This window comes from Gluconobacter sphaericus, assembly GCF_016757795.1.
In the GTDB taxonomy this organism is placed as follows: domain Bacteria; phylum Pseudomonadota; class Alphaproteobacteria; order Acetobacterales; family Acetobacteraceae; genus Gluconobacter; species Gluconobacter sphaericus.
The window spans coordinates 2,794,617-2,817,388 of the sequence record NZ_CP068419.1; the positions used below are offsets into that span (position 1 = coordinate 2,794,617).

Genomic DNA, 22,772 nt, shown 5'->3' on the forward strand with positions numbered 1-22,772 from the left:
GGCACACCCATCAGCCGCGACGGCGCAGGATCAACGTGGCCCAGTCGCCTTCACGCAGGATACGCTCCAGCACAAGACCCTGACGCTGATGTGCTACCAGCACCATCCGCGCCTGACTGTAAAGCAGACCAGCCAGAATGGCCGTCCCGTTCGGCGCAAGGTTCAGCGCCAGGGACTGCGCCATCCGGCATAGCGGACGGGCGAGAATGTTGGCGAAGACCAGATCATAGGGCGCCTTGGCACGCACTGCCTCGGTCTGCCAGCCATTACCAAAACGACAGTCCAGCAGATTGCCCTGACCATTCAGCCGCGCATTGAGCTTGGCCGTCCGCACAGACCAGGGCTCGATATCAACGGCGAGAACCGGTCGGTGCAGCAACTTCGCCGCCGCCATCGCCAGAATACCGGAACCGCAACCCATATCCAGAATACGCTGCGGCTTACGATAAGCGACCATCTCCAGCGCTCGGAGACAACCACGCGTCGAGCCATGCTCGCCCGAACCGAACGCTATTCCCGCATCCAGCGTAATCGTCAGGCGGGACTGATCCGGTGCGCCATGCAGATGGGTACCGCGAATGGCAAAGCGCTTACCCACATTCTGCTGCGGGAAGGATTCATAGGTCCGGGCCAGCCAACCTTCAGATTCTGTCGGGGTCCGCTCAAGTTCCGCTTCACAACCGGTCAGAAGCCGAGCAACCGTCAGAGCATTTTCCAGTTCGTCTTCCTTGAATCCCGTATCTTTCACGCCTTCCACACGCCAGTATTTCTGCGCATCATCGGCTTCGAAAATACCGACCGTCTCGCAAGCGCACATCAGCGCCTGCTCGAACAGGGGAACGAAGGGCTCTTCCACCGTGATGGACAGGGTTTCGAGCGCACTGGCATGACGACGGCCAATGCTGCGGGGTGCCATCACGATCTGATCTCCACGAAATTTGCCATGACGCGTTTAACGCCACCATTTTCAAAATTGATATGCAACTGTGACCCGTCAGCACCGATGACGGTGCCTTCGCCGAACCTGTGATGAAAGACCGTCGCCCCGATCGCAACGGTCGGCTCCGGCTTTACATCATGGATTTTCGGACGCGAAGCACGGAAGCCTGACGGTCGCGTACTCGTCAACGGACCGGACGCGAACATGGACGGCGCCGCCGCAGCCTGCCGGCGTGTCTCGAACGCCTGCCCCGTCAGTTGCACATATTCAGACGGGATTTCCTCGATAAAACGGCTGGGCATCGAAGACTGCCAGTTCGCATAGATCCGCCGACTCGCCGCATGCAGCACGATCGCCCGACGCCGCGCGCGCGTCAGCCCCACATAGGCCAGCCGCCGCTCTTCCTCGAGTGCCCGGTTGCCGCCCTCGTCAAGCGACCGCTGGGAGGGGAACACACCCTCTTCCCAGCCCGGCAGGAACACGGTGTCGAACTCCAGTCCCTTAGCACCATGCAGCGTCATGAGACTGACCTTGTCATCGGACGTCTCACTCTCGGTATCCATAACGAGCGCCACATGCTCCAGAAAGCCCTGAAGCGTCCCGAACTCTCCGAGAGCCCGCAGAAGCTCGCGGATATTGTCCAGCCGTCCCGGCGCTTCGACGGATCGGTCATCCCGCCACATCTGCAGATAGCCACTGTCTTCAAGAAGCTGCTCGGCCGCAACAACATGCCCTTCGGTCTCAAGCGTCGCCTTCGCCCGCTGGAACGCCGCCATCAGACCGTCTAACGCCTCCTTCGACTTCCCCTTGAGCAGCCCTTCCTGAATCTGCCAGACCACAGCAGCCGTCAGCGGTCCAGGCAGAGCGCGCGCCTGCGTATGCAGTTTCTGCACCGCCACGGCACCCACCCCACGTTTGGGAAGATTGATGATCCGCTCAAATGCCAAATCATCCGCGGGCTGTGACAACACACGCAGATACGCCAGACAGTCCCGGATTTCGGAGCGTTCGTAGAATCGAAGGCCGCCAACAACGCGATAAGGGATGCCAATCATCATCAACCGTTCTTCAAACGGCCGCGTCTGGAAACCAGCGCGCATCAGAATAGCGATTTCCGACAACGAATGCCCATCGCCGCGCAGATGCTCGATAGCGCCCCCCACGATCCGCGCCTCCTCATCCGAATCGCGCACCCCGATGATCTGGACCTTTTCGCCCTGCGCATCATCGCGTCCGGGCCGCAGCGTCTTGCCAAGTCGTCCTTCGTTATGCGCGATCAGCCCGGCAGCCGCGGCGAGGATCTGTGCTGTCGAACGATAATTCCGCTCCAGACGCACGACTTCCGCCCCTGGAAAATCCTTCTCGAAGCGCAGGATGTTCTCAACTTCCGCCCCGCGCCAGGAATAAATGGACTGATCATCATCACCCACGCAGGCAATGTTGGACGGTCCATGTTCGCGCTTAGCCAGTAGACGCAGCCACAAGTACTGAACCGTATTAGTGTCCTGATACTCGTCCACGAGAATGTATCGAAAAATTCGGTGATATTGCGCCAGAATATTGGACTGGTTGCGCAGAATCTCCGTCATGTGAAGCATCAAATCGCCGAAATCGCACGTATTGAGCGCAATCAGACGCTCCTGATACGCCCGGTAGATCGCCAGCGCATGACCATTTGCAAAATCGGAATCTTCGGCCGAGGTTACCCGGTCAGGCGTCAGCCCGCGATCTTTCCAACGCTGGATGATCCCCATGAGCTGGTTCGGCGGCCAGCGTTTGGTGTCGATCTTCCACGGCTCCATGACCTGCTTGAGAAGCCGGATCTGGTCATCCGTATCGAGAATGTTGAAGCTGCTTGTCAGCCCGACATATTCCGCGTGACGCCGCAGCATCCGCGCACAGATCGAATGGAACGTTCCCAGCCACAGCCCTTCGGCTGGCTCGCCCAGAATCGCGCTGACGCGCTCGCGCATTTCGCGAGCTGCCTTGTTCGTAAAGGTCACGGCCAAAATCTGGCTTGGATAGGCGCGCCCAGTCAGGAGAATATGCGCAAAGCGCGTCGTCAGAACGCGCGTCTTGCCCGTTCCTGCACCTGCCAGAATAAGGAGCGGCCCTTCGGTTGTCTCAATGGCACGTCTCTGCTCCGGATTGAGGCGGGAGAGATACTCGGGTGTAGGGGAAGGTAGATCTTGCGGCACCCTCCCGATATAGAGTGAGATACGATCATGGCCAACACTTATCCCCAGATCGATCTGACACGCGGCACAGGACCCCAGGGACACCGCGCCCGAATGCGTGCACGCGTTCGGGCTAATGGCGCTCACACGCTCGCCGATTACGAAATCCTTGAAATGCTGCTCTTCGCATGTGTTCCGCGCAAGGATACAAAACCGCTCGCCAAGGGACTGATCGGCCATTTTGGCAGTCTGCTGGATGTTTTCCGCGCACCTACACACGCACTGCGCACTGCGGGTCTGAAAGATGATGCGATCAGGGTCCTGCGTCTTCCAGGCGTAGCCGCCGAACGTCTAGCCTCTTCGGAACAGCGTGAACGTCCGACACTGAGCAACTGGGAACAGCTCACGGCCTATCTCGCACAAGCACTCGAAGGCGGCATCCCGGGGCAGTTTCGGCTGCTCTATCTCGACAATCGCAACCGATTACTGGCGGATGAAGTTGCTCCTGAGACCAACAGTCTTGCGGATCGCAACCGAGCCATCGCTATCCGGGCCCTCGCACTGCATGCTACAGCCCTGATCGGTTTTCACATTCATCCTAAGGAACGTCCTGCGGACCTGTCACAATCGGCCCGACAACTGGACTTCGCGATGCGGCCCCTGTCCATCACACTTCACGACGTACTTGTCACAGGTGAGGGACGTCCTGTTGGTTTTCGTCAAGAAGGGCTACTGTAAGATGGACGACAGGGACGCTGGAGCGCCCGGGTTTTCGGATAGCATGACAGGCCTGTCGTCAGCCGATCTGCGACAGCTCACTGCGCTAACGGATGCTCTTCCCGAAATGGATCCATCGCTGGCCCTGCTGACGGGACGGGGACGCCACCTGAACGACGCGACCCTACTGCACCTCCTGACAACACTGCTTACCGGGCGGGAAACGGGCAGTGCCGCACTGTCGCACAACCTTTTTGCCCGTTTCGGATCCCTGGCTGCGGTCCTGTCCGCCACTGACCGGGAACTCGAAAGCATCTCAGATATGGGCACACAAATGCTGCCCATGCTCCGTGTGATTCACGAATCGGCCCTTCGCTATAACCGTGCTCGCCTGCCACCAGAGGATATGCTCGACAATGAACAGAAACTTCTCGACTACCTCACGGCCCGTCTGGCGCGAGAAAATATCGAGCAGTTTCGCATCCTGTTTCTCAATGAAAAGAACAGCCTGATTGCTGACGAAGCGCAGGCCAGAGGTACGGTCAATCATACGCCTGTCTATCCAAGGGAAGTCGCCAGACGTGCCGTGGAAATTGGCGCCACCGCGCTGATTCTGGTCCACAATCATCCAAGCGGCGATCCCACACCCTCGGAAGCCGATCTTCAAATGACTAGGCAGGTTCAGGCGGCGCTCGACGTGATCGGTGTCACGATTGCTGACCACTTCATCATCGGAAACGGCCGGCACACCAGCTTTCGCCGCAGCAACCTGCTCTAAAGCCTCAGCAGCGTGGCGGCAGTAGTCCTTCAAGCGCCAGCTCACCCGGAAGAGCCCCGCGCGGAAAAATGGTGTTCACATGCCCCATCTTGCGCCCCGGGCGCGCTTCTACCTTGCCGTAAAGGTGAATCGATGCCCCGTCCGTTGCAAGAATCGCCGGAACCCGTGCCATGTCCTTGGGACCAATCAGATTATGCATGACGGCGTCAGAGTGCCGACGCGCTGAAGGCAGTGGCAAACCTGTCACCGCCCGAACATGCATCTCAAACTGATCCACCAAACACGCATCCATGGTCCAATGCCCGGAATTATGCGGGCGAGGGGCGATCTCGTTCACCATGAGACTGCCATCAGCGGCATGGAACAACTCCACGCCCATGATCCCGACCAGACCCAGAGCCTCGGCAATAGAAGCCGCCATGTCCTGCGCCTGACGCGCAAGATCCGGCATGATGCGGGCCGGAGCCAGCGTTACGTCCAGAATACCGTTGCGGTGCCGGTTTTCTACCGTATCGAAACATCGCACTGTCCCGTCCAGACCACGGACCACCATCACGCTGAGTTCACGCTCGAAATCAATCATCTTCTCCGCAACGAGCGGGTAAGGAAGATCCGTCAGAGCTTCAAGGGCCTCGACATCGGGAATCCGGAACTGCCCCTTGCCGTCGTAGCCAAAGCGGGTCGACTTGAGAATGAGCGGAAAACCGAGCATCTCAAGCTCTACCAGGTCCTCAGGGCCGTTGACCGCCCGCCAAGGAGCCAGACGGACGCCGATTTCGGACAGACGTGTCTTTTCTGCAATCCGGTCCTGACTGATCCGCAGAATCTCACCCGCCGGTCGCACCGGACGATGCCTCTCCAGCAGGCCCAGTCCTTCGGCACTGATATTCTCGAACTCGAAGGTCACGACATCACAGCGCGAAGCGAAATCCTCAAGCGCAGCCGGATCATCATAAGCCCCAACCGTTACTGACGCTGCAACTTCCGTAGCCGGGCTCGACGCCTCAGTGCTCAGCACATGAACATGAAAGCCCAGCTTCGAGGCTGCCACGGCTGACATGCGACCAAGCTGTCCGCCACCAATAATCCCGACCGTACTGCCGGGAGCAAAAATCTGCGCCTTCATTCGACCGGAACATCCGCAACAGCTGCCGTCTGCGTCGCACGCCAAGCATCCAGACGCGCCATAACCTGTTTGTCGGAAACCGACAGAATCGACGCAGCGAGCAGACCCGCATTGATCGCACCAGCCTTGCCGATCGCCAGTGTTCCGACCGGCACGCCACCCGGCATCTGCACGATGGAAAGCAGGCTGTCCTGCCCGTTCAGGGCACGGCTCTGCACGGGTACGCCGAGGACGGGAATGCTTGTCCAGGCGGAACACATACCTGGAAGATGCGCCGCACCACCGGCACCGGCGATAATCACATGAAGGCCACGCTGACGGGCCGTCTTGGCATAGTCCACCAGACGGTCAGGCGTGCGGTGCGCCGAGACAATTCGCTTTTCATGAGCGATTCCAAGATCGTCAAGTATCTCGCAGGTGTGGCGCATGGTGTCCCAGTCGGACTGACTTCCCATGATCACACCGACACGGATAGGCATGTCGTCCTGAAGGGTTTCGTCGGCGGAGAGAATCTGGCTCATTCAGGCAATATTATCTGGGATCAGACGGGTCTCGATCCAAGAAATCTCATCTTTAAGCTGGAGCTTGCGCTTCTTGAGGCGCTGAAGCTGGAGCTGGTTGAGGGGATGATGGACAAGACGCTCGATGACGGTATCAAGGTCGCGATGCTCGCTGCGCAGTTCGTGCAGACGTTTCAGCATAGCATTGTCGTCAGTCATCATAGCATCCGGTCCCGGAGAACGTTCAGGCGTCGTGGAAAGAGTGATTCTTTCTACTCTTTTTATTGCAGTATCATGCCTGACGGGTGCGGGACCAGTGCCCGTCAGGCATTCATCCGAACCAGCCCTTACAAGCCGATCCGGACGCCGCAATCAGGCATGACTGTCGCTATCGGGAACATAAGCTTCCACAACCGGAAGCGCATGGCCTTCGCGGGCCAAACGGTCATTGGCAGCCGTGACGGCGGCATTCAAATCAGTCTGGGTGCACAAGCCAAGAATCACGGGATCACGCGGTTTGATGTTAGCGCTGTTCCAATGCTGGCGGTCACGAACCTTAGTGATGGTGTCCTTGGTCGTACCGAGCAGCTTGACGATCTGTGCCTCGGAAAGCTGGGGGAACTGGCGAAGGACGAATGCGATGGCATCCGGACGATCATTGCGCTTGGCCACCGGGGTGTAGCGCGCACCCTTGGCACGACGCTTCACCGGGCTGGACGTCGGCATGATTTTTAGGCGGGCATTCGTATCTGCCTCACAACGCTTGATTTCGGCTTCGGCGAGCTGATGGTTCTTAACCGGGTCATACCCGTTGATACCAGCTGCAACTTCACCATCCGCAATCGCCTGAACCTCAAGCGGGTGCATTCCACAGAATTCTGCGATCTGGGTGAAGGTCAGACCGGTTTTTTCGATCAGCCAGACGGCCGTGGCCTTAGGCATCAAAGGCAGGGTCATGTCGGTGCGTTCCTTGCTGGGACACGGATGGGGCCGGCTTCCGCAGGCACCGATCTGGCGTATCCAGCGAGGAAATAATCCCGCCCGGGATATGATCGCGGCACCTGCTGGATGCTCTGCGATAATGGAAACGGGTATGCGGCACTGAAGCCGCGGTGGTCAAGCACCAAAACGGAGCGAAAGTGCTTTTACGACACTCCCGCTCCAACTGCTCAGGCCGCCTGAACGGTTTCAGACTCGGTTGTATGCATGGCTTCAGTCCGCACCGGAATACGGCGCGGCCTGGCCGCTTCCGGGACGAGTTGACGGATTGCGATGGACAAGAGACCATTCACCAGATCCGCACGATCGATTTCTGTATGATCGGCCAGAACGAAGCGGCGTTCGAACGCCCGCGTAGCAATGCCGCGATGCAGCCACTCCCGGTCGCGGCTGTTGTCGGAGACGCTGCCCCGTACGACCAGTGTGTTGTCTTCCTGAACAACGTCCACGTCTTCAGGCCGGAAACCTGCAAGGGCCATCGTCAAGACGTAGTTCGTCTCGCCGGTTTTCTCGATATTGTAAGGGGGATAGCTTGGAAGGGCCTGAGCGTTGGCAACATTGCCAGCCATGGTGGCCAGTCGGTCGAAACCGATAGCGCTGCGGAACAGCGGTGTAAAATCGTAGGTCACTGAAACCTCCTTCAGGCAGGAATCATCTGGCGCATTTTCCGATATGGCAAAATGCTATAGTCAAACCAGCCGCGACCCAAACGGCATCGCGGCTGATCTTCCAGATAGGTTCCAACCCAACCGCCTTCAAGAGGAGACGGCAGGGAGGTGCGCCGAATTACTTCGTGCGCGTACCGATGCCAGCAAAGCGCTTGTTGAACTTTGCAACCTGACCTCCGGTATCCATCATGCGCTGGACGCCCGTCCAGGCCGGATGGGACTTCGGATCAACGTCAAGACGCAGCGTCGCGCCCGGTTCGCCATAGCACGAACGGGTCTTGTATTCGGTGCCATCGGTCATGATGACGGTGATCTCATGGTAGTCAGGATGGATGCCGGATTTCATGAATTTCTACTCCATAAAGAAAGCCCCGATGCCGACCGGGGCGAATCATCAGGCGCGTATAACGGAAAGTGCTTCCGGATGAAAGTGGCCTTTACTGGATCGCATGAGTCCGTTTATCCCTTGTAATGAATGCGGGCTCGACTGTCAGGCCTGCGACCGTGCCTGCACGGATACCGAGAAAGGTTTGATATGAGCGAAACCAAACACAAGCTGCACACTCCGGGCTGGGTCAGCGATTTCCAGAAGTTCATCATGCGCGGCAACGTGCTCGACCTCGCGGTCGGTGTCGTGATAGGTGCTGCATTCAGCGCAATCGTCGGCAGTGCAGTCAAGGACATCCTGACCCCGTTCATCGGCCTAATCACGGGCGGTGTGGATTTCTCGAACCTGTTCATCACACTTAAGGGTCCGGTCAAGGATACGCTTGCCGAAGCCCAAAAGGCAGGTGCTGTCACCGTGAATATCGGTGTATTCCTCAATGCTGTGATCCAGTTTCTGATCGTTGCATTTTTCATCTTTTGGCTGACGCGCATCCTCAGCAAGCTGAACCGCAAGCAGGAAGCGGCTCCTGAAGCCCCGCCGGCTCCGACGAAAGAAGAGGTTCTCCTGACTGAAATCCGCGACCTTCTGGCACAGAAAAACTCCTGATGACAGAAACGAAAGCCTCCCGCCACACAGTCTGGCGTCCTGCTGTCACACTACTAGTGATGGGAAGCTTTCTGGCCGGATGCGCGGCACGTCCTGCAATGACAGGACTGCCGCCATCTCCCAATTCGCGGCTTTATGCCTATCTGATCGCCCATGGCATGGCCCGAGGCGCTGTCATGACAGGACAGATCGGCCCTGAAGGATTGCCACAACTGGTGGCTCTGGACAAAGCAGCCCAACAGGCAACGGTACATGCCCTAAAGCTACAAAGCTCTTCAGCCAATCGGCAGGCTGATCAGGCACTTTTCAGCCTTCTGGCAGACCTTCCCCAGAAAACATCACCCACACCCACCAATCCATCAGAGCAAACACAAAAAAACCGGCTCCCCTGAGGGACGCCGGTTTTTTTGTGTTTGTGGCAGACCCGATCAGTCTGCCACAACCTCCTTGCGCAGTCGCTTTTCACCCATCAGGAGCAGAAGAGGCGCCGCAATAAAGATGGACGAGGACGTTCCTACCACGATACCAAACAGCATGACCGTCGCAAATCCGGTCAGCGTACTGCCTCCGAACAGAGCCAGTGGCAGAGCAGCCAGAAAGACCGTCATGGACGTACCCAGCGTGCGGTTCAGGGTTTCATTGATGGACAGATCCAACAACTCCCGCAACGGCATCGTTCGATACTTGCGCAGATTCTCCCGGATCCGGTCATAGACTACCACCTTGTCGTTCGTGGAGTAGCCCAGGATCGTAAGAAGAGCGGCAACCATCACAAGATCAAATTCGAAGCGCGTAATGGCCAGAAAACCAATTGTCTTGGTTAAATCGAGAATAAGCGTCACCACCGCACTGATGGCGAACTCGCGCTCGAAACGGACCCAGATATAGATCAAAATCATTGCAAGACTGAAGCCAAGCGCTAGCAGACCGTCACGGAACAATTCAGACGAAACCGACGCACCCACGGCGTCAGCACGAAGCACCTGCGTCCCGGGCTCGGCTGCCGAAATGGCGCTCTTGACGCCATCGACCAGCTTCTGGGTCTGTGCCTCACGATCCGCACCTTCGGGAGCGTTGATTGAGATACGCACATCACGCGGCGATCCGAAGGCCTGCACGGCATCCGGATGAATGCCAGCATGATCCAGAGCCGTACGCAGTTTGCCAAAATCGGCCGGCCCAGGGGTCTGAGCTTCAACGATAATGCCACCTCGGAAATCCAGTCCGAGCTTCAAGCCGGGCTGGAAGAACAGGATGACGGAAGCGATGGAGAGGACCGCCGAAACAATCAGCCCCATGTGACGGCCGCGCATGAAATTAATGCGCCGATCGTCGCGGACAAAACGGAAAAGGGGACGTGACAGCATAACGATCAGACCGGAAGTTCTTTGGGACGGGCGAGGGCATACCACCGCACGGCCAGAAGGCGTGACAGCAGGAGGGTCGTGAAGAGTGTCGTAACAATACCAATAGTGATCGTCAGCGCGAAGTTGCGGACAGGTCCCGTTCCGAACACGAACAGCATGACATGCGCCAGGAACGCTGTGGCATTACTGTCGATAATAGTGCCGGTCGCGCGGTCAAAACCGGCCTGCAACGCCTGAAGCGGGCCACGGCCACGCTTCACTTCCTCGCGAATACGCTCGTTGATCAGGATGTTGGCATCCACAGCCATACCTAAAGTCAGCAGCATACCCGCCATGCCCGGCAGGGTCAGTGTTGCCTGGAATAACGAAAGGATCGCCACCATCAGGATCAGGTTCGCAAACAGGGCGATATCCGCATACAGGCCGAAACGCCCGTAGAACAGCACCATGAATGCAATGACCAGAAGAAGGCCGGTCAGCAGGCTGATGACACCTGCATGAATGGATGCTGCGCCGAGGCTCGGACCGATCGTCCGCTGTTCAACAACCGAAAGCGGAGCAGGCAGCGCGCCGGCCCGCAGCAGAAGCGCCAGATCGGACGCACTGCGGGCATCGAAACCACCCGTGATCTGACCGTTTCCAGCCGTGATAGGATTGATGATGTTCGGGGCTTCGATAACCTTATTGTCCAACACGATCGCAAAGCGCTTACCAACATTGGCCCGCGTAACGTTCGCAAAGGCCGTCGCACCAGCACTGTTGAGCTGGAACGTCACAGCCCAGCCACCGCTCTGCTGATCGATGACAGCACCCGCATTTGTCAGATCCGTACCATCTACATCGACATGATCCTGCACCGCGACCTGCGTATGCACACTCTCGTCCTCGAGCATTGTCGAGCCGGGGCTTGCAACGCTCGGGTTCGGGGCCAGCAGACGGAAGGTCAGACGGGCCGTCGTGCCGAGCAGGCTCTTGATCCGCTCCGGATCGCTAACGCCCGGAAGCTCCACAACAATCCGGTCGTCACCTTCACGTGCGATACTCGGATCGATCGCACCCGTTGCGTCAATACGGCGACGGACGATCTCGATCGACTGCGCAACGGCTTCGCGTGCACGGGCCAGCATCGCCTCATGCTGAAGCGTCAGGACGATACGTCCGTCCTGTTCAGACGTCGTGAATTCGTTCGGCACCACCGGCGGCAGGGACTGCATCGCCTTGAGCGCGGCATCACGTTCGGCATCCGAACGGGGCATAAAGCTCAGGCTGGCGGTAGCATCGTCGCGGACAAAATCGCGATAGCCCAGAGAGCGGTCCAGAAGCGTCTGGCGCGCCTGATCCTGGAGGGACTGGAGACGGTCATGCTCAAGGGATTTCAGGTCAAGCTGAAGGAGAAGGTAGGACCCACCCCGCAGATCGAGCCCCAGATGAATCTGCCGCCAGGGCAGGGACGGTGAGGGAGAACGCAGAAAATTGGGCAGACACAGGAGCACGCCCATCAGGCAGATGCCCGCGACGCCCAGCAGTCTGAGCCGGCTATAATACATCATATCAGGTCGAGACGTCCTCGGCGGATTTGGACAGATCGTTTTTCAGATCATTTTCAGGCCGGGACCATGCCGTTTCCGCCATGCCGATGCAACCTTTTGCCTCTTTGACGCCCCAGTGTCTTTCCGGGAAACACCGCGCCTGATAAGCCTGTCAGCATGAATACAGCGCAACAGCTTCGGGTCGGCATCGTCGGGGCCGGCCATTTCGGACGGTTTCATGCCCTCAAGTCCGCCACAAACCCGGCCGAACAGCTTGTCGCGCTTTACGATCCCGATCCGACCCGCGCGACGGTCGTGGCACGGGAAGCTAGTTGCGAAATTGCCACAAGCTATGAAAATCTTCTGGAGCAGGTGGATGCCGTTATCATCGCCGCACCCGCAGAGTATCACTTTGCCCTAACAAGCAAGGCCCTCAGAGCAGGCCGACATGTTCTGGTCGAAAAGCCCATCGCGGCCACGCTGAACGAAGCCCACGCCCTAGCGGATCTTGCCAGGGAAACCGACAAGGTCCTTCAGGTCGGCCATCTGCTGCGCTACTCGGCGGAACACCAGGCCATTACCGAGCGGATCAAAGCGCCGCTTTACATCGAAGCCACCCGCATTGCGCCTTACAAACCACGGGGAACGGACGTATCGGTCATTCTGGATCTCATGATCCATGATCTCGATCTCGTTCTGGCGATCGTAGACAGCCCGATTGCAGAAATCAATGCCCTGGGAGCCGCTGTTTCAAGCGCCCATGAAGACATCGCCAACGCCCGGGTACGGTTTGGAAACGGCTGCGTGGCCACCATCACCGCCAGCCGGATTTCCCTGAAAACTGAAAGGCGTATGCGTCTTTTCTCACAGGACGGATATCTTTCCGCCGATTTCATGGAGCGCAAGCTGAGCTTCATTGGACGTGAGCGCGGCATGCCTCTTCCGGGCACGGGCGGCTTCCGACGTGAGGCCATAAGCTGGAAAGACCACGACAATCTGGCCGTAGAACATGAGGCTTTTGCCGCTTCGTGCCTTCACGGCGCACCGGTTCTGGTCGACGCGCAGGCCGGGATCAGAGCGCTGGATGCCGCCATCCGGGTGACGGAGAGCATCCGGAAATCGCGGCAGATCATGGAACTTTCCGGCCTAATTCCCACCTCGGATCAAAATTGAGAAAATTCCCTCAACTTACTGATTTTCAAGAAGTTCTTTCTTCATTTCCAGCTCAAGCCATTGCTCTTCCGACTGGGCCAGATCCCGCTCGGCGGCTTCCAGAAGCTGGGTCGTCTTCTCGAACCTGGCAACATCCCGGCCATACAGACCCGGATCGGCCAGAACGTCCCGATAGCTTTGGATCTTCTTTTCCAGCTCAGCCATCTTCTGCGGAAGAAGATCCAGCGCCCGCTTGTCATTATAGCTAAGCTTTTTAGGCTTCTTATCTGTTTGCAAAGCAGATTTTGGTGCGACATCTTCTACTTCGAGAGAAGACACCTCGCGCCCTGCCGGTACGTCCCCGCGCTGGATCAACATATCCGAATAGCCCCCGGCATATTCGATCCAGTCTCCGCCGCCATCCGATACTAGAACCGAACTTGCAACCCGGTCGAGAAAATCACGGTCATGGCTAACCAGCAGAACCGTGCCCGCATAATCAGCCAGCATGTCCTGAAGAAGATCCAGCGTCTCAAGGTCGAGATCGTTGGTGGGCTCATCCAGCACCATGAGACTGGATGGCTTGGCCAGAGCACAGGCCAGCGCCAGCCGACCTCGTTCACCGCCGGACAGCTTTCCTACCGGTGTACGGGCCTGCTCCGGGCGGAACAGGAAATCTTTCATATAGCCGATCACGTGACGCTTCTCGTCCCCAACCTGCACCATATCGCCACTGCCGCCCGCAAGGGTTTCGGCAAGAGTCTTGGCCGGATCGAGACTTTCCCGCTGCTGATCCAATGTGACCATGGCCACAGATGGCCCCATTTTTACGGTACCGGACTGCGGCTCCATTTTGCCGGTAAGCAGACGTAGAAGCGTAGTCTTGCCCGCACCGTTCGCACCCACCAAACCAAGCCGATCACCGCGCAGGATCCGCAGATCCAGATCCCGAACGATGGCCCGATCGTCATAGGCCCAATTCACACCTTCTGCAGCGATCGTGATCTTTCCCGCACTGTCGGCGTCTGTGGCTGCCATACGGAGCGTACCCTTGCCCCGCGAAGCCAGCTCCTTACGCTGTGCCCGCAGTGCCTCCAGCTCCCCCACACGCCGCACGTTGCGCTTGCGACGTGCCGTAACACCGTAAATCATCCAGTCTTCTTCGCGCGCAATCTGGCGATCCAGCTTGTGTGCATCACGCTCCTGCTGTTCCAGCACCTCGTCACGCCAGGTCTCATAGCGTGAAAATCCCTGATCCAGCCGACGCGTCACGCCATTTTCCAGCCAGACAACGCTACGGGACAGGGTCTCAAGCAGACGTCGATCATGACTGATCACGATCATCGCACAACGAGATGCAGAAAGCTCATTCTCAAGCCATGTGATAGACGGCAGATCCAAATGGTTGGTCGGTTCATCCAGCAGCAAAAGATCAGGCTCTGCCGCGAGAGCGCGAGCGAGAGCGCAACGACGCACTTCGCCACCCGAAAGGTTCTGACAGCTTTCATCCCCCGTCATCCCGAGTTCGGCCAGCATAGAACGCGCCCGGTAGGTCTCGGTCTCATCAAGACCTTCGGATGCATAATCCAAAGTCGTGGCGTAACGGGAAAGATCCGGTTCCTGGGCCAAATAATGAACCTTAATTCCCGGCTGAACGAAACGCGATCCGGAGTCCGCCACGATATCGCCCGAAGCAATCTTCAGCAGCGTGGATTTTCCGGAACCGTTACGTCCGACAAGACAGATCCGCTCACCAGGCAAAACGCCCAGTTCCGCGCCATCCAACAAGGGACGTCCGCCGAGAGTGTAAGTAATGTTCTGCAAAGAGAGAATGGGTGCCGACATGGCTCCCTATGTGTCGCAGCAGGACGCCCGCCGCAAGCCATCTCCGCACCGAATCATAATCTTAGACGGGCGTGACACCACCTGTAACAGCCTGATAGGTGGCCACAGCCAGGGTCATCGGCTCGAAGGGCTTTGTGATGACGAAGGACGGCTCCTGCGTCTCCCCCGTCAGCAGACGTTCCGGATAGGCAGTTACAAAAATAACCGGTGCTTCATGGGTCCGAAGAATACGCCCGACGGCCTGCATGCCGTCACCACCGCCGCCGAGATTGATATCCGCGAGAATGAGTCCGGGCTTCATTTTCGCAGCCAGAGCGACAGCATCGGCTTCTGTGTGGGCAACCCCGGCGATCCTGTGTCCACAGCGCTCAACCAGATCCTGAATATCCATAGCAATAATGGGTTCATCTTCGATGATCAGGACACTTGTCTGCGCAATGCCCTGCAGGCCTTCGCGCGCCTTGTTCAAGTCGGCCGCAGCCTCTTCATCCGTAATGCCCAGCGCCTGTGCGCTGGACGAAAGGGACTGCTCTTCCAGGGAAGTCAGCAGCAGAAGCGCGCGTTGCCGCAGCGGCATACCAGCAGTAGCGTCCTTGCTGTGACGCTGCATGAATGCGTTCACAAGCAGACCATAGAGGGCTTGCCGTGCGGACAGATCCTTCCCGGAGGGATTTTCCATCAGCTCCTTTAAGGCCACGCCCACAAGCTCATCGCCCGCTTTCTGGTCACCGACCAGAGCGCGGGCAAAGCGACGGGCATAAGGAAGCGGCTTGACGAGTTCCTGACGTGTCAGATCAGTCATATGTCCCTAGCCTCCTGAAAAGATATCTGTCGACACATTCCGCATGGAACGCATCTCGTTATGAAGCTTGAATAGTCATTACACGATGCCCAATCTCCGTATAGTCTTCGTGACCATCCCGGTCGCCTGCGATGTTGCGTGAAGGATCTGCTTCTGAGCCCACACTTGCCCGCGGGCCAGCAGCGCGACCCGCCTCCCCAGAAAGGCAGCTTTCACCGCGACCTGCTGCAAATCCTTCCAGATTTGCGAGGCTTCGCTCGTTTTCTGACTCGCGATCCCGCGGCCGCGGATGATCTGGTGCAAGACACGATTGTCCGCGCATTAGCCTCCCAGGAGCAGTTTCAGCAAGGTACGCTCCTCAAAGCCTGGCTCTTCACAATCCAGAGAAATGCCTTCTATGAACTGACGCGCCGCCGCAGCCGCGAACAGGAAATCATGCTCGACATCGAGCAGGACATGCAGCCCTCCACTGCGGCACCATCACGCCAGAATGCCCGCGACGCCGTTCAGGATCTGGGCGAACTTCTATGGAAGCTGCCCGATCTTCTGCGGGAGGCCCTAATTCTCGTGGGAGCACAGGAACTATCCTATGAAGATGCCGCTCGCGTCTGCAATGTACCCACCGGAACAATGAGGGCCCGTGTTTCCCGTGCCAGAGCTCAGCTCGCCGAGCTTACAACGGAAAATACCGAACCTCCGGAAATAAATTCCGAAAAAAATATCGTCTAATTTTTGCCTGTTTTCCAAGAAAAACAGCCTGCCTTTTCTTTTTTTTGGGGAAATTTCCTACCTCCGATGCAACGTTTTCGCATGACCATTCATTGATTCCACGAAAACAGAACGAAATCAGGAGTCAGTTCCATGACGTTCCACGATCAGGTGATTGCCATTCTTCCGAAGCTGCGCGTCCAGGCTCTTTCGCTGACCCGAAATCGCGCTGCCGCGGAAGACCTCGTACAGGACGCCGTGTGCAACGCTCTGGCAGCGCAGAACAGCTTCATCCCGGGCACGAATTTCTCAGCCTGGATGCATCGTATCCTCCGCAACCGCTTCATTTCCGACCTTCGCAAACGTCGTGAGACCACCGATATTGATGATGTGCCCGCATCGTCCTTCGCCAGTCCGGCCACCCATGAGGACAGCTTGGCTCTCAAGGATTTGTCGATGGCACTGTCCCGCCTTCCGGCCGATCAACGCGAAGCTCTCGTTATGGTCGTCATTCAGGGCATGAGCTACGAGGCTCTGGCCGAAGCCACTGATTGCGCTGTAGGAACTGCGAAAAGCCGTGTCTTCCGCGCACGCCGTCAGCTTGAATCCTGGATGAGCGGAGACCTGCCGGCCAACGACAAGCTACGCATTAAAGTCAAGGCCCTGCGCGACGCCATGGATGCCCGTCGCCGCGCCGGTCACTCTTCTGACGAGCTCATATTTTCATGATCTCAGTATCCGCAATGGAAAGAATTTGTGTCCATTGCGGATTAGCTGCAATTGCAGGAAACGCGTTGTTTTCGTAAGACTGGGTCGGTAGTTCATCCCACAGCGGCTCCTCAGGAGAGACCCGGAGTTCGCGCCACAGTCTAGTATCAGGGATGCAGGATCTGCATCTTCTGACGTCACAGGAAGGTTCAGGGCCAGCCAATGACCGCAGGAGACACGCGGAAGTCCTTAGCCAAGGAAACCACTGGCGAGGATCAAGATTCGCCTTTTGGAATCTGGTTGAGCCGGGGCCTGCATCAGCTTTTTGATGATGTTGCAAACGAGCCGATCCCCGATGAACTTCTCCGATTGATCGAGGAAGATCGAAACAAGTGACTGTTAGCCGGTCTGGTTCTCCAGACCTGAAACCGCGGCGCTGGCGTCGTCTGTGGCACAGGCGTGAGGACCTGCCCAGCATCCGGATGTTTGATACCGTCGGTGCACGGGTAATGACCTTGATTGTCGCGACGACTCTGCCCCTCGCGATCATTGCCTCTCTGCTGGCATGGCACAGTTACCAGCAGAATGTCGGTAACAGCGCCATGCGCACCGAACGCGATACGCAACTTGCCATTTCGGAAATCACGACGGATTTAGAACAGACCCACACACTCCTGGACATGCTGGCCGATAGAGATATTTCGTCAGGGAATGCCCTGAGGGAGTTTGCGCTGGTCCAGACCATCTCACAGCATCACTACTGCATGCTGATGCTGACGGACGTATCCGGCCGGCCGTCGGTTGTTCTGCCCCCCCCTTCAACACAGGATGCGGCAATCTGCTCATCCCCCGAACTCACCGCGCCTGCGATGAACTCTTCGACGGCCAGAACTCCTGTTGTCGGAGTCGATGTACTGAAGGGCAACCGTGGTCCGCTTCTGAAATTCGTTGTCCCCATTCTCAGCAACAACTCCGTCTCCGGTTACATCGTTGCCGTCCGGACCCTGGGCTGGCAGCGTAGCCGTCTTCCCAAGGGGAACAGTCGCCTCCTGCTCGGCACGGATAACAATTCATGGCATTTTCTGGCGATGCCGGATGGAACCCTCTATTCGTTTTTTCCTGATCGGCCAGTAACTGCGGAATTGCCAAAAAAAGCATTTACGCGTCTGAAGAGAGACATTGCGTCGCTCAGCCTGCATGACGTCTTTACGAGCCAGGGCATCACCTACGCTTTTCAGAATGCCTATGGTCCAGTCAGCCTGATTGTTGCAACCGAGCGCACGGCCGAAGAAAGCCACGCCCTCAATATCTTCCTGATCCGGGTCAGTCTGATTGTGGGTCTGCTGGTGCTTGAACTCATGGCCGTTGCACTGGGAGCACGCCTGTTTCTGGTCGATCCGCTAGAGAAACTGGCCCTGGCGGTCGCAGATTGGCGCAAAGGCGCTGCCTTCGCACCCAGGGCCAGCCATTCGATTCCGCTTGAAATCAGGCATCTGGAAAAGGCGTTCCTCCGCGCGACGCGCCGGCTCAGCAAGCATGAACAGGACTTGGAACAGTCGGCCCGCAATCAGGATATGCTGATCCGGGAAATTCATCACCGGGTAAAGAACAACCTGCAGGTCGTGGCCTCACTGCTCAACCTGCAGGCAAGCCGCATCCGCTCCTATGAGGCGCGCGAAGAATTCCGTCTCGTTCGAGACCGGGTAAGGGCACTCGCAACCCTACACCGATACCTGTATTCCGAAAGTGGCCTTTCGGCGCTGGATGTCCAGAGTTTCCTGGAAGAACTCTGCAGTATCCTGATGTCCGCGAATGGCATGAACGCCCAGACCCGCATCCGGCTACAGCTTGATATCGAACATGTCCTGATCTCTCCCGATCAGGCCGCTCCGATCGCTTTGATCGTAACCGAAGTCGTCAGCAATGCCCTGCGATATGCGTTCCCGGAGAACAGGGCAGGTCATATCGTGATCAACCTGCACAAGGTTGTTCCAACAGATCCAGAAAAGGAAGGAATGGTAGAGTTTAAGCTGGGCGACGATGGAATCGGAATCAATGCCGGTCAGGCCACCGAGTCCCGCACGCGTCGGGAAGGAATCGGGATGCAACTCATCCGTGGGTTCGCGCGTCAGATTAACGCCGACATGACGGTCAGCAATGAAAACGGAACCTGGTATACTCTGCATTTCATTCCCGAACGCCCTTCTCTGACGGCGCTAGCGATGGCGCGGAAAGCCATAAGTCACGGAGTAGACTCGAGCCTGTAACGGCAAAGCGGCGTCAGGTTCCGCCTGCAAATCCACAAAAAAACCTAAATAAGCAGCAAGAATTGCTTGGAGCACTGTCTTGTCGGGCTTTTGCGACCTATATGCAGGGGTCATGAAGGCCGACAAGACAATCGCAAAAGCGTGGGTAAAGGCACAGGGACGCGCCAGCCGCTCCCGGACCTCTGTCGTAGTAGTTTTGGGGTTACTCTCGACCCTACTGGGAATCCTGCAGGCCTGGGCGCTGGCTCGAACGCTCGCCTCCGTCCTGACGCACGACACGGACAGCACCGGACCAGCCATCGGCGTCTTTCTTCTGGCCTGCGTCCTCAGGGTGCTCCTGTCCACCATACAGGACATGACCGCCGCTTCAGCCGGGATCCACGCCCGACGCCGCCTGCGCCGCGAAGTGCTGGACCGGATCATCGGCGAGGGACCAGCGCTCCTGCGCCGCCATCACAGCGCAGCTATTGCAGCCACACTGGTTGATCGGATCGAAGCGCTGGACGGTTACTTCTCGCGCTGGCTGCCCGCAGCATCACTCTGGCTGGTATCACAGTGGCTGGTAGTGATCGCACTGTATGTCGAGAACCATCAGGCGGCTCTGATCCTTGCGGCCTGCTGTGCCATGCTTCCTATTTTTCAGGCTGTCTTCGGCATTGCTACGGCCGTCGCATCCCGCAAACAGTTTCTGGCCATGAACCGTCTTCAGACGCGCTTTCTGGACCGCGTGAAGGGCATTGCGACCATCGTCCTGTCCGGTGGAACCGATCGCGAAACGCAGGCTCTGGCAAAGAGCGCCGATGACCTGCGCCAGCGTACCATGAAGGTCCTGCGGATCGCTTTTCTGGCCTCAGCGACCACGGATGTCGCCATGGTCGCAGCCCTTGTGCTGATCGTCGTGACACAGACCCACACTCTGATGGGCCATCCCTCCGATGCCGTCCTGACACGCGCACTTTATGCAGTCCTGCTTGTGCCCGAGGCATTTGCGCCCTTCCGCGCCCTGTCGGCGGCCTATCAGGATCGCGCCCATGCCACTGCTGCAGCAGAAGCCATGCATGAACTGGCACCGCTGACCGAGCGGACGGCAGCTGGTTCTGACGTTGTGCAGACCAAAGGCGGCATTTCCGTAACAGCGGAATATGTCTCGTTTGCATGGGATGAGCAGCGTGGCACGGTCATTCATGACGTGAGCTTCGTTCTGCCAGCCGGTTCGACACTGATCCTCGAAGGTGCATCGGGGGCTGGTAAATCTACGCTTCTGGAACTTCTTCTAGGATTCGTTTCTCCTTCGCAGGGACGCATCCTGTTCGACGGCCAGGACATGCAGAGCCTTTCGCCTCACCAGATTTCCTCGCGGATCAGCTGGATCGGACAGAAGCCCGTCCTCTTCGCCGGAACCATTCGCGAGAATATCCTTTTCGCACGGCCCGATGCTTCGGCTGAAGATCTGAACCGTGCCGTCTCCGCAGCGGCTGTCGATCAGTATCTGTCATCGCTCCCGGACGGACTGGAAACGCGGATCGGCGAGGGCGGTTTTGGCCTCTCCGGCGGTCAGGCGCAGCGTATCGCCATTGCCCGCGCCTATCTCAAGAACGCGCCGCTTCTGTTGCTGGATGAGCCGACATCCCATCTCGACCCGAAGACCGAGTCTGAAATCCTTGTCAGCCTGAAAGACCTCACCAAAGGCCGGACCGTCATCCTATGCAGCCATTCCGCGCAAGCCCGACAGTTTCAGGGACGGCACCTCGTGCTTGAGGCCGGTCGCGCCATTGCCTTTACGGGAGAAGCCGCATGAGAGCCCCGCTGCCTACAACTCCGGTTGCAGAAACGGGAAGCGAAACCGCGCTTTCCCGCATCCTGCAGGTCTGGCGTCCGCAATATACGCGCCTGATAACTGGTATGGTCATCGCCGAACTGGCTGTCTGTGCGGGACTGGCTCTAATGGGGCAGGCTGGTGGGCGGATTGCCGGCGCTGCTGTCGGAGTAGGGGCCGCCTATCTTCTTCTGCGACTGTCGGGCATGGCGCAGATCGTTCTGCGTTATTTAGAACGTTTTTATACGCATGACGCCATGTTCCGCGCACTGGCCGAGCTGCGGGTCTGGTTCTATCGCAAGCTCGCTGGCGGGGCTGCGGCGGGGCTGGGTTTCCAGCGTTCGGGAGACCTGCTGACGCGTCTGGTCTCAGACGTCCAGACGCTAGACAATATATACCTGCGGATCCTTGTCCCGCTAGTATCCGCTCTCCTGACGCTCCCGATCGCAACGCTTGTCTGGGTGCGGGCGGGAACGGAAGCAGGCCTGCTGACCGGCGCCCTGTTTGCCGTCCTTGCGGTCATTCTGCCCCTGACGGGCGCGCGCCTGTCCCGCCGCTTTGGTCCGGACATCCTGCGTGCGGAATCGGAACTGCGGATCGCGGCACTCGATCTCACATCCGGTCTTCGCGAAGCCCGGGCCTTTGGGGCGGAAGACGTCCTTGCCGCAGCCGTCACGGACCGTCAGGAAACCCTTTTCAAGGCCCAGCGCCGCCAGCAGACGCGCATGACTCTTATGCAGGGCTTTGCAGCCCTGATCGCCAAGGCTGGAATCGCCGTCATCCTGTGTGCCGTTGCAGGTCTTCTCTTCCCGCAGGCTCCGGCCATCGCCGGCATTACGGCGCTGTTCGTCGCCATAACAGCGCTTGAAGGCGTCACAGGTCTGGCGCGTGCGGGCCTGTTGAGCGGACAGGTCAGCCACGCGGCGCAACGGATTGTTGAAATTGCCGATCGGGCTCCCCCGGCACCCGAAGGCAACGTACCGCTTCCGGCAAGTCGCGATCTGCGTCTTGAGAACGTTACGTTCCGCTGGACATCGGACCGGGCTCCCATTTTCCGTGACCTGAATCTGACTCTCCGTCAAGGAGAGCGCGCAGCCCTGATCGGACCGTCCGGTGCTGGCAAATCCAGCCTGGCCGCCCTGATCCTCAAGGCCGCATCTCCCGAACAGGGCCGGATCCTGCTGGGTGGCACCGACATTGCCGCTCTGCGCGATAGTGACCTGCGCTCACAGATCGCCTGGCTATCTCAGGCCAGCCATCTGTTTGACGATACCGTGCGTGGAAACCTGCTGCTGGGCCGGACGGATATTCCGGATACGGCAGTATGGGCTGCGCTCGACCAAGCCAGAATTGCAGATGTCGTACACAAGCTGCCTGACGGGCTGGACACTTGGATCGGGGAAGGCGGCTCAAAACTGTCGGGCGGGCAGGGACGCCGTATCGCTCTGGCGCGGGTTCTGCTGTCCGATACTCCCATCCTCGTTCTCGACGAGCCGGCAACCGGGCTGGACGCGGAGACCGAGCGGGCTTTCCTTGAGACGCTGAACAATGCGACCGATGGGCGCAGCGTTCTTCTGATCGCCCACCGACTGACCGGGGTGGAAAAACTTGACTGCATCTGGCGCCTTGAGGACGGACAGGTTATTTCCAGTGCATGCTGACCGGCCTGCGCCGATCCA

23 protein-coding genes are annotated in these 22,772 nt (G+C 58.3%); 11 read left to right on the forward strand and 12 right to left on the reverse strand.

The window, feature by feature from the left end; genetic code table 11:
* Positions 1-10 precede the first annotated feature (10 nt).
* Both IGS75_RS13195 and IGS75_RS13200 read right to left on the reverse strand, forming a co-directional pair.
* Complete coding sequence (locus IGS75_RS13195; protein WP_141351300.1) at positions 11-916, reverse strand: 50S ribosomal protein L11 methyltransferase; 906 nt, start codon at positions 914-916, stop codon at positions 11-13.
* Positions 916-3,138, reverse strand: coding sequence for an ATP-dependent helicase (locus tag IGS75_RS13200; RefSeq protein ID WP_202257137.1), 2,223 nt, complete (start codon positions 3,136-3,138; stop codon positions 916-918). Before IGS75_RS13200 ends, IGS75_RS13195 begins: the two co-directional genes overlap by 1 nt.
* A 27-nt stretch (positions 3,139-3,165) precedes the next feature.
* Between IGS75_RS13200 and IGS75_RS13205 the strand changes: the two genes are divergently transcribed.
* Positions 3,166-3,855, forward strand: coding sequence for a JAB domain-containing protein (locus IGS75_RS13205; RefSeq protein WP_141351023.1), 690 nt, complete (start codon positions 3,166-3,168; stop codon positions 3,853-3,855).
* A 43-nt stretch (positions 3,856-3,898) separates the two neighbouring features.
* Complete coding sequence (gene radC, locus IGS75_RS13210; protein WP_408876470.1) at positions 3,899-4,612, forward strand: RadC family protein; 714 nt, start codon at positions 3,899-3,901, stop codon at positions 4,610-4,612.
* A 4-nt stretch (positions 4,613-4,616) separates the two neighbouring features.
* Here the strand turns inward: radC and IGS75_RS13215 are convergent, their stop codons facing one another.
* From IGS75_RS13215 to rpmE, 6 genes are all read right to left on the reverse strand, one after another.
* Positions 4,617-5,738, reverse strand: coding sequence for a 5-(carboxyamino)imidazole ribonucleotide synthase (locus IGS75_RS13215; protein ID WP_202257138.1), 1,122 nt, complete (start codon positions 5,736-5,738; stop codon positions 4,617-4,619).
* Entirely contained in the window at positions 5,735-6,259 is a 525-nt protein-coding gene (gene purE, locus IGS75_RS13220; protein ID WP_141351027.1) for a 5-(carboxyamino)imidazole ribonucleotide mutase, read from the reverse strand. The genes IGS75_RS13215 and purE overlap by 4 nt, the downstream gene beginning before the upstream one ends.
* On the reverse strand, positions 6,260-6,460 hold the full coding sequence (locus tag IGS75_RS13225; protein WP_011253895.1) for a YdcH family protein: 201 nt from the start codon (positions 6,458-6,460) through the stop codon (positions 6,260-6,262).
* Positions 6,461-6,610: 150 nt separating this feature from the next.
* Positions 6,611-7,195, reverse strand: a complete 585-nt coding sequence (locus IGS75_RS13230; protein ID WP_141351029.1) for a DUF1013 domain-containing protein — start codon at positions 7,193-7,195, stop codon at positions 6,611-6,613.
* Between the two features lie 212 nt (positions 7,196-7,407).
* Positions 7,408-7,866 carry an Hsp20 family protein gene (locus tag IGS75_RS13235; RefSeq protein WP_237468872.1) on the reverse strand — a complete coding sequence of 153 codons (459 nt, stop codon included), beginning with the start codon at positions 7,864-7,866 and terminating at the stop codon, positions 7,408-7,410.
* Positions 7,867-8,023: 157 nt separating this feature from the next.
* Positions 8,024-8,251 (reverse strand): 50S ribosomal protein L31, encoded by a 228-nt coding sequence (gene rpmE, locus IGS75_RS13240; protein ID WP_041112492.1) that lies wholly within the window; start codon positions 8,249-8,251, stop codon positions 8,024-8,026.
* A 189-nt stretch (positions 8,252-8,440) separates the two neighbouring features.
* On the opposite strand from rpmE, the gene mscL reads away from it, so the two are divergent.
* Together mscL and IGS75_RS13250 are read left to right on the forward strand one after the other, a co-directional pair.
* Positions 8,441-8,899, forward strand: a complete 459-nt coding sequence (gene mscL / locus IGS75_RS13245; protein ID WP_141351031.1) for a large-conductance mechanosensitive channel protein MscL — start codon at positions 8,441-8,443, stop codon at positions 8,897-8,899.
* Positions 8,899-9,291, forward strand: coding sequence for a hypothetical protein (locus IGS75_RS13250; RefSeq protein ID WP_141351033.1), 393 nt, complete (start codon positions 8,899-8,901; stop codon positions 9,289-9,291). Before mscL ends, IGS75_RS13250 begins: the two co-directional genes overlap by 1 nt.
* Before the next feature lie 36 nt (positions 9,292-9,327).
* Here the strand turns inward: IGS75_RS13250 and secF are convergent, their stop codons facing one another.
* Positions 9,328-10,266, reverse strand: a complete 939-nt coding sequence (gene secF, locus IGS75_RS13255) for a protein translocase subunit SecF (protein WP_141351036.1) — start codon at positions 10,264-10,266, stop codon at positions 9,328-9,330.
* Positions 10,267-10,271: 5 nt separating this feature from the next.
* Positions 10,272-11,813 carry a protein translocase subunit SecD gene (gene secD, locus IGS75_RS13260; protein WP_202258629.1) on the reverse strand — a complete coding sequence of 514 codons (1,542 nt, stop codon included), beginning with the start codon at positions 11,811-11,813 and terminating at the stop codon, positions 10,272-10,274.
* A 159-nt stretch (positions 11,814-11,972) separates the two neighbouring features.
* Between secD and IGS75_RS13265 the strand changes: the two genes are divergently transcribed.
* Positions 11,973-12,968, forward strand: a complete 996-nt coding sequence (locus IGS75_RS13265) for a Gfo/Idh/MocA family protein (protein ID WP_202257139.1) — start codon at positions 11,973-11,975, stop codon at positions 12,966-12,968.
* Positions 12,969-12,983: 15 nt separating this feature from the next.
* On the opposite strand, the gene IGS75_RS13270 is transcribed toward IGS75_RS13265, so the two are convergent.
* Entirely contained in the window at positions 12,984-14,792 is a 1,809-nt protein-coding gene (locus IGS75_RS13270; protein WP_202257140.1) for an ABC-F family ATP-binding cassette domain-containing protein, read from the reverse strand.
* Between the two features lie 61 nt (positions 14,793-14,853).
* Entirely contained in the window at positions 14,854-15,594 is a 741-nt protein-coding gene (locus tag IGS75_RS13275) for a response regulator (RefSeq protein ID WP_141351042.1), read from the reverse strand.
* A gap of 222 nt (positions 15,595-15,816) precedes the next feature.
* Between IGS75_RS13275 and IGS75_RS13280 the strand changes: the two genes are divergently transcribed.
* The 6 genes from IGS75_RS13280 (at position 15,817) to cydC (ending at position 22,754) form a co-directional block, all read left to right on the forward strand.
* Entirely contained in the window at positions 15,817-16,323 is a 507-nt protein-coding gene (locus tag IGS75_RS13280; protein ID WP_141351308.1) for a sigma-70 family RNA polymerase sigma factor, read from the forward strand.
* Positions 16,324-16,455: 132 nt separating this feature from the next.
* A complete protein-coding gene (locus IGS75_RS13285) occupies positions 16,456-17,031 on the forward strand; it encodes a sigma-70 family RNA polymerase sigma factor (protein ID WP_202257141.1) in 576 nt (191 codons plus the stop codon).
* A gap of 201 nt (positions 17,032-17,232) precedes the next feature.
* On the forward strand, positions 17,233-17,406 hold the full coding sequence (locus IGS75_RS13290; protein WP_202257142.1) for a NepR family anti-sigma factor: 174 nt from the start codon (positions 17,233-17,235) through the stop codon (positions 17,404-17,406).
* The gene (locus IGS75_RS13295) at positions 17,403-19,277 is read left to right on the forward strand and encodes a sensor histidine kinase (RefSeq protein ID WP_237468874.1); all 1,875 of its coding nucleotides are present in this window, start codon (positions 17,403-17,405) and stop codon (positions 19,275-19,277) included. Before IGS75_RS13290 ends, IGS75_RS13295 begins: the two co-directional genes overlap by 4 nt.
* Before the next feature lie 112 nt (positions 19,278-19,389).
* On the forward strand, positions 19,390-21,075 hold the full coding sequence (gene cydD / locus IGS75_RS13300; protein ID WP_202257143.1) for a thiol reductant ABC exporter subunit CydD: 1,686 nt from the start codon (positions 19,390-19,392) through the stop codon (positions 21,073-21,075).
* Complete coding sequence (cydC, locus tag IGS75_RS13305) at positions 21,072-22,754, forward strand: thiol reductant ABC exporter subunit CydC (RefSeq protein WP_202257144.1); 1,683 nt, start codon at positions 21,072-21,074, stop codon at positions 22,752-22,754. The genes cydD and cydC overlap by 4 nt, the downstream gene beginning before the upstream one ends.
* Positions 22,755-22,772 lie beyond the last annotated feature (18 nt).

Coding starts and splice junctions, on each gene's coding strand:
- IGS75_RS13215 (WP_202257138.1), bottom strand. CDS start 5,738: ATGAAGGCGCAGATTTTTGCTCCCGGCAGTACGGTCGGGATTATTGGT.
- IGS75_RS13205 (WP_141351023.1), top strand. CDS start 3,166: ATGGCCAACACTTATCCCCAGATCGATCTGACACGCGGCACAGGACCC.
- mscL (WP_141351031.1), top strand. CDS start 8,441: ATGAGCGAAACCAAACACAAGCTGCACACTCCGGGCTGGGTCAGCGAT.
- cydC (WP_202257144.1), top strand. CDS start 21,072: ATGAGAGCCCCGCTGCCTACAACTCCGGTTGCAGAAACGGGAAGCGAA.
- cydD (WP_202257143.1), top strand. CDS start 19,390: ATGAAGGCCGACAAGACAATCGCAAAAGCGTGGGTAAAGGCACAGGGA.
- IGS75_RS13265 (WP_202257139.1), top strand. CDS start 11,973: ATGAATACAGCGCAACAGCTTCGGGTCGGCATCGTCGGGGCCGGCCAT.
- secF (WP_141351036.1), bottom strand. CDS start 10,266: ATGCTGTCACGTCCCCTTTTCCGTTTTGTCCGCGACGATCGGCGCATT.
- IGS75_RS13290 (WP_202257142.1), top strand. CDS start 17,233: ATGACCGCAGGAGACACGCGGAAGTCCTTAGCCAAGGAAACCACTGGC.
- IGS75_RS13275 (WP_141351042.1), bottom strand. CDS start 15,594: ATGACTGATCTGACACGTCAGGAACTCGTCAAGCCGCTTCCTTATGCC.
- IGS75_RS13270 (WP_202257140.1), bottom strand. CDS start 14,792: ATGTCGGCACCCATTCTCTCTTTGCAGAACATTACTTACACTCTCGGC.
- IGS75_RS13225 (WP_011253895.1), bottom strand. CDS start 6,460: ATGATGACTGACGACAATGCTATGCTGAAACGTCTGCACGAACTGCGC.
- radC (WP_408876470.1), top strand. CDS start 3,899: ATGACAGGCCTGTCGTCAGCCGATCTGCGACAGCTCACTGCGCTAACG.
- rpmE (WP_041112492.1), bottom strand. CDS start 8,251: ATGAAATCCGGCATCCATCCTGACTACCATGAGATCACCGTCATCATG.
- IGS75_RS13230 (WP_141351029.1), bottom strand. CDS start 7,195: ATGACCCTGCCTTTGATGCCTAAGGCCACGGCCGTCTGGCTGATCGAA.
- IGS75_RS13195 (WP_141351300.1), bottom strand. CDS start 916: ATGGCACCCCGCAGCATTGGCCGTCGTCATGCCAGTGCGCTCGAAACC.
- IGS75_RS13250 (WP_141351033.1), top strand. CDS start 8,899: ATGACAGAAACGAAAGCCTCCCGCCACACAGTCTGGCGTCCTGCTGTC.
- purE (WP_141351027.1), bottom strand. CDS start 6,259: ATGAGCCAGATTCTCTCCGCCGACGAAACCCTTCAGGACGACATGCCT.
- secD (WP_202258629.1), bottom strand. CDS start 11,813: ATGTATTATAGCCGGCTCAGACTGCTGGGCGTCGCGGGCATCTGCCTG.
- IGS75_RS13285 (WP_202257141.1), top strand. CDS start 16,456: ATGACGTTCCACGATCAGGTGATTGCCATTCTTCCGAAGCTGCGCGTC.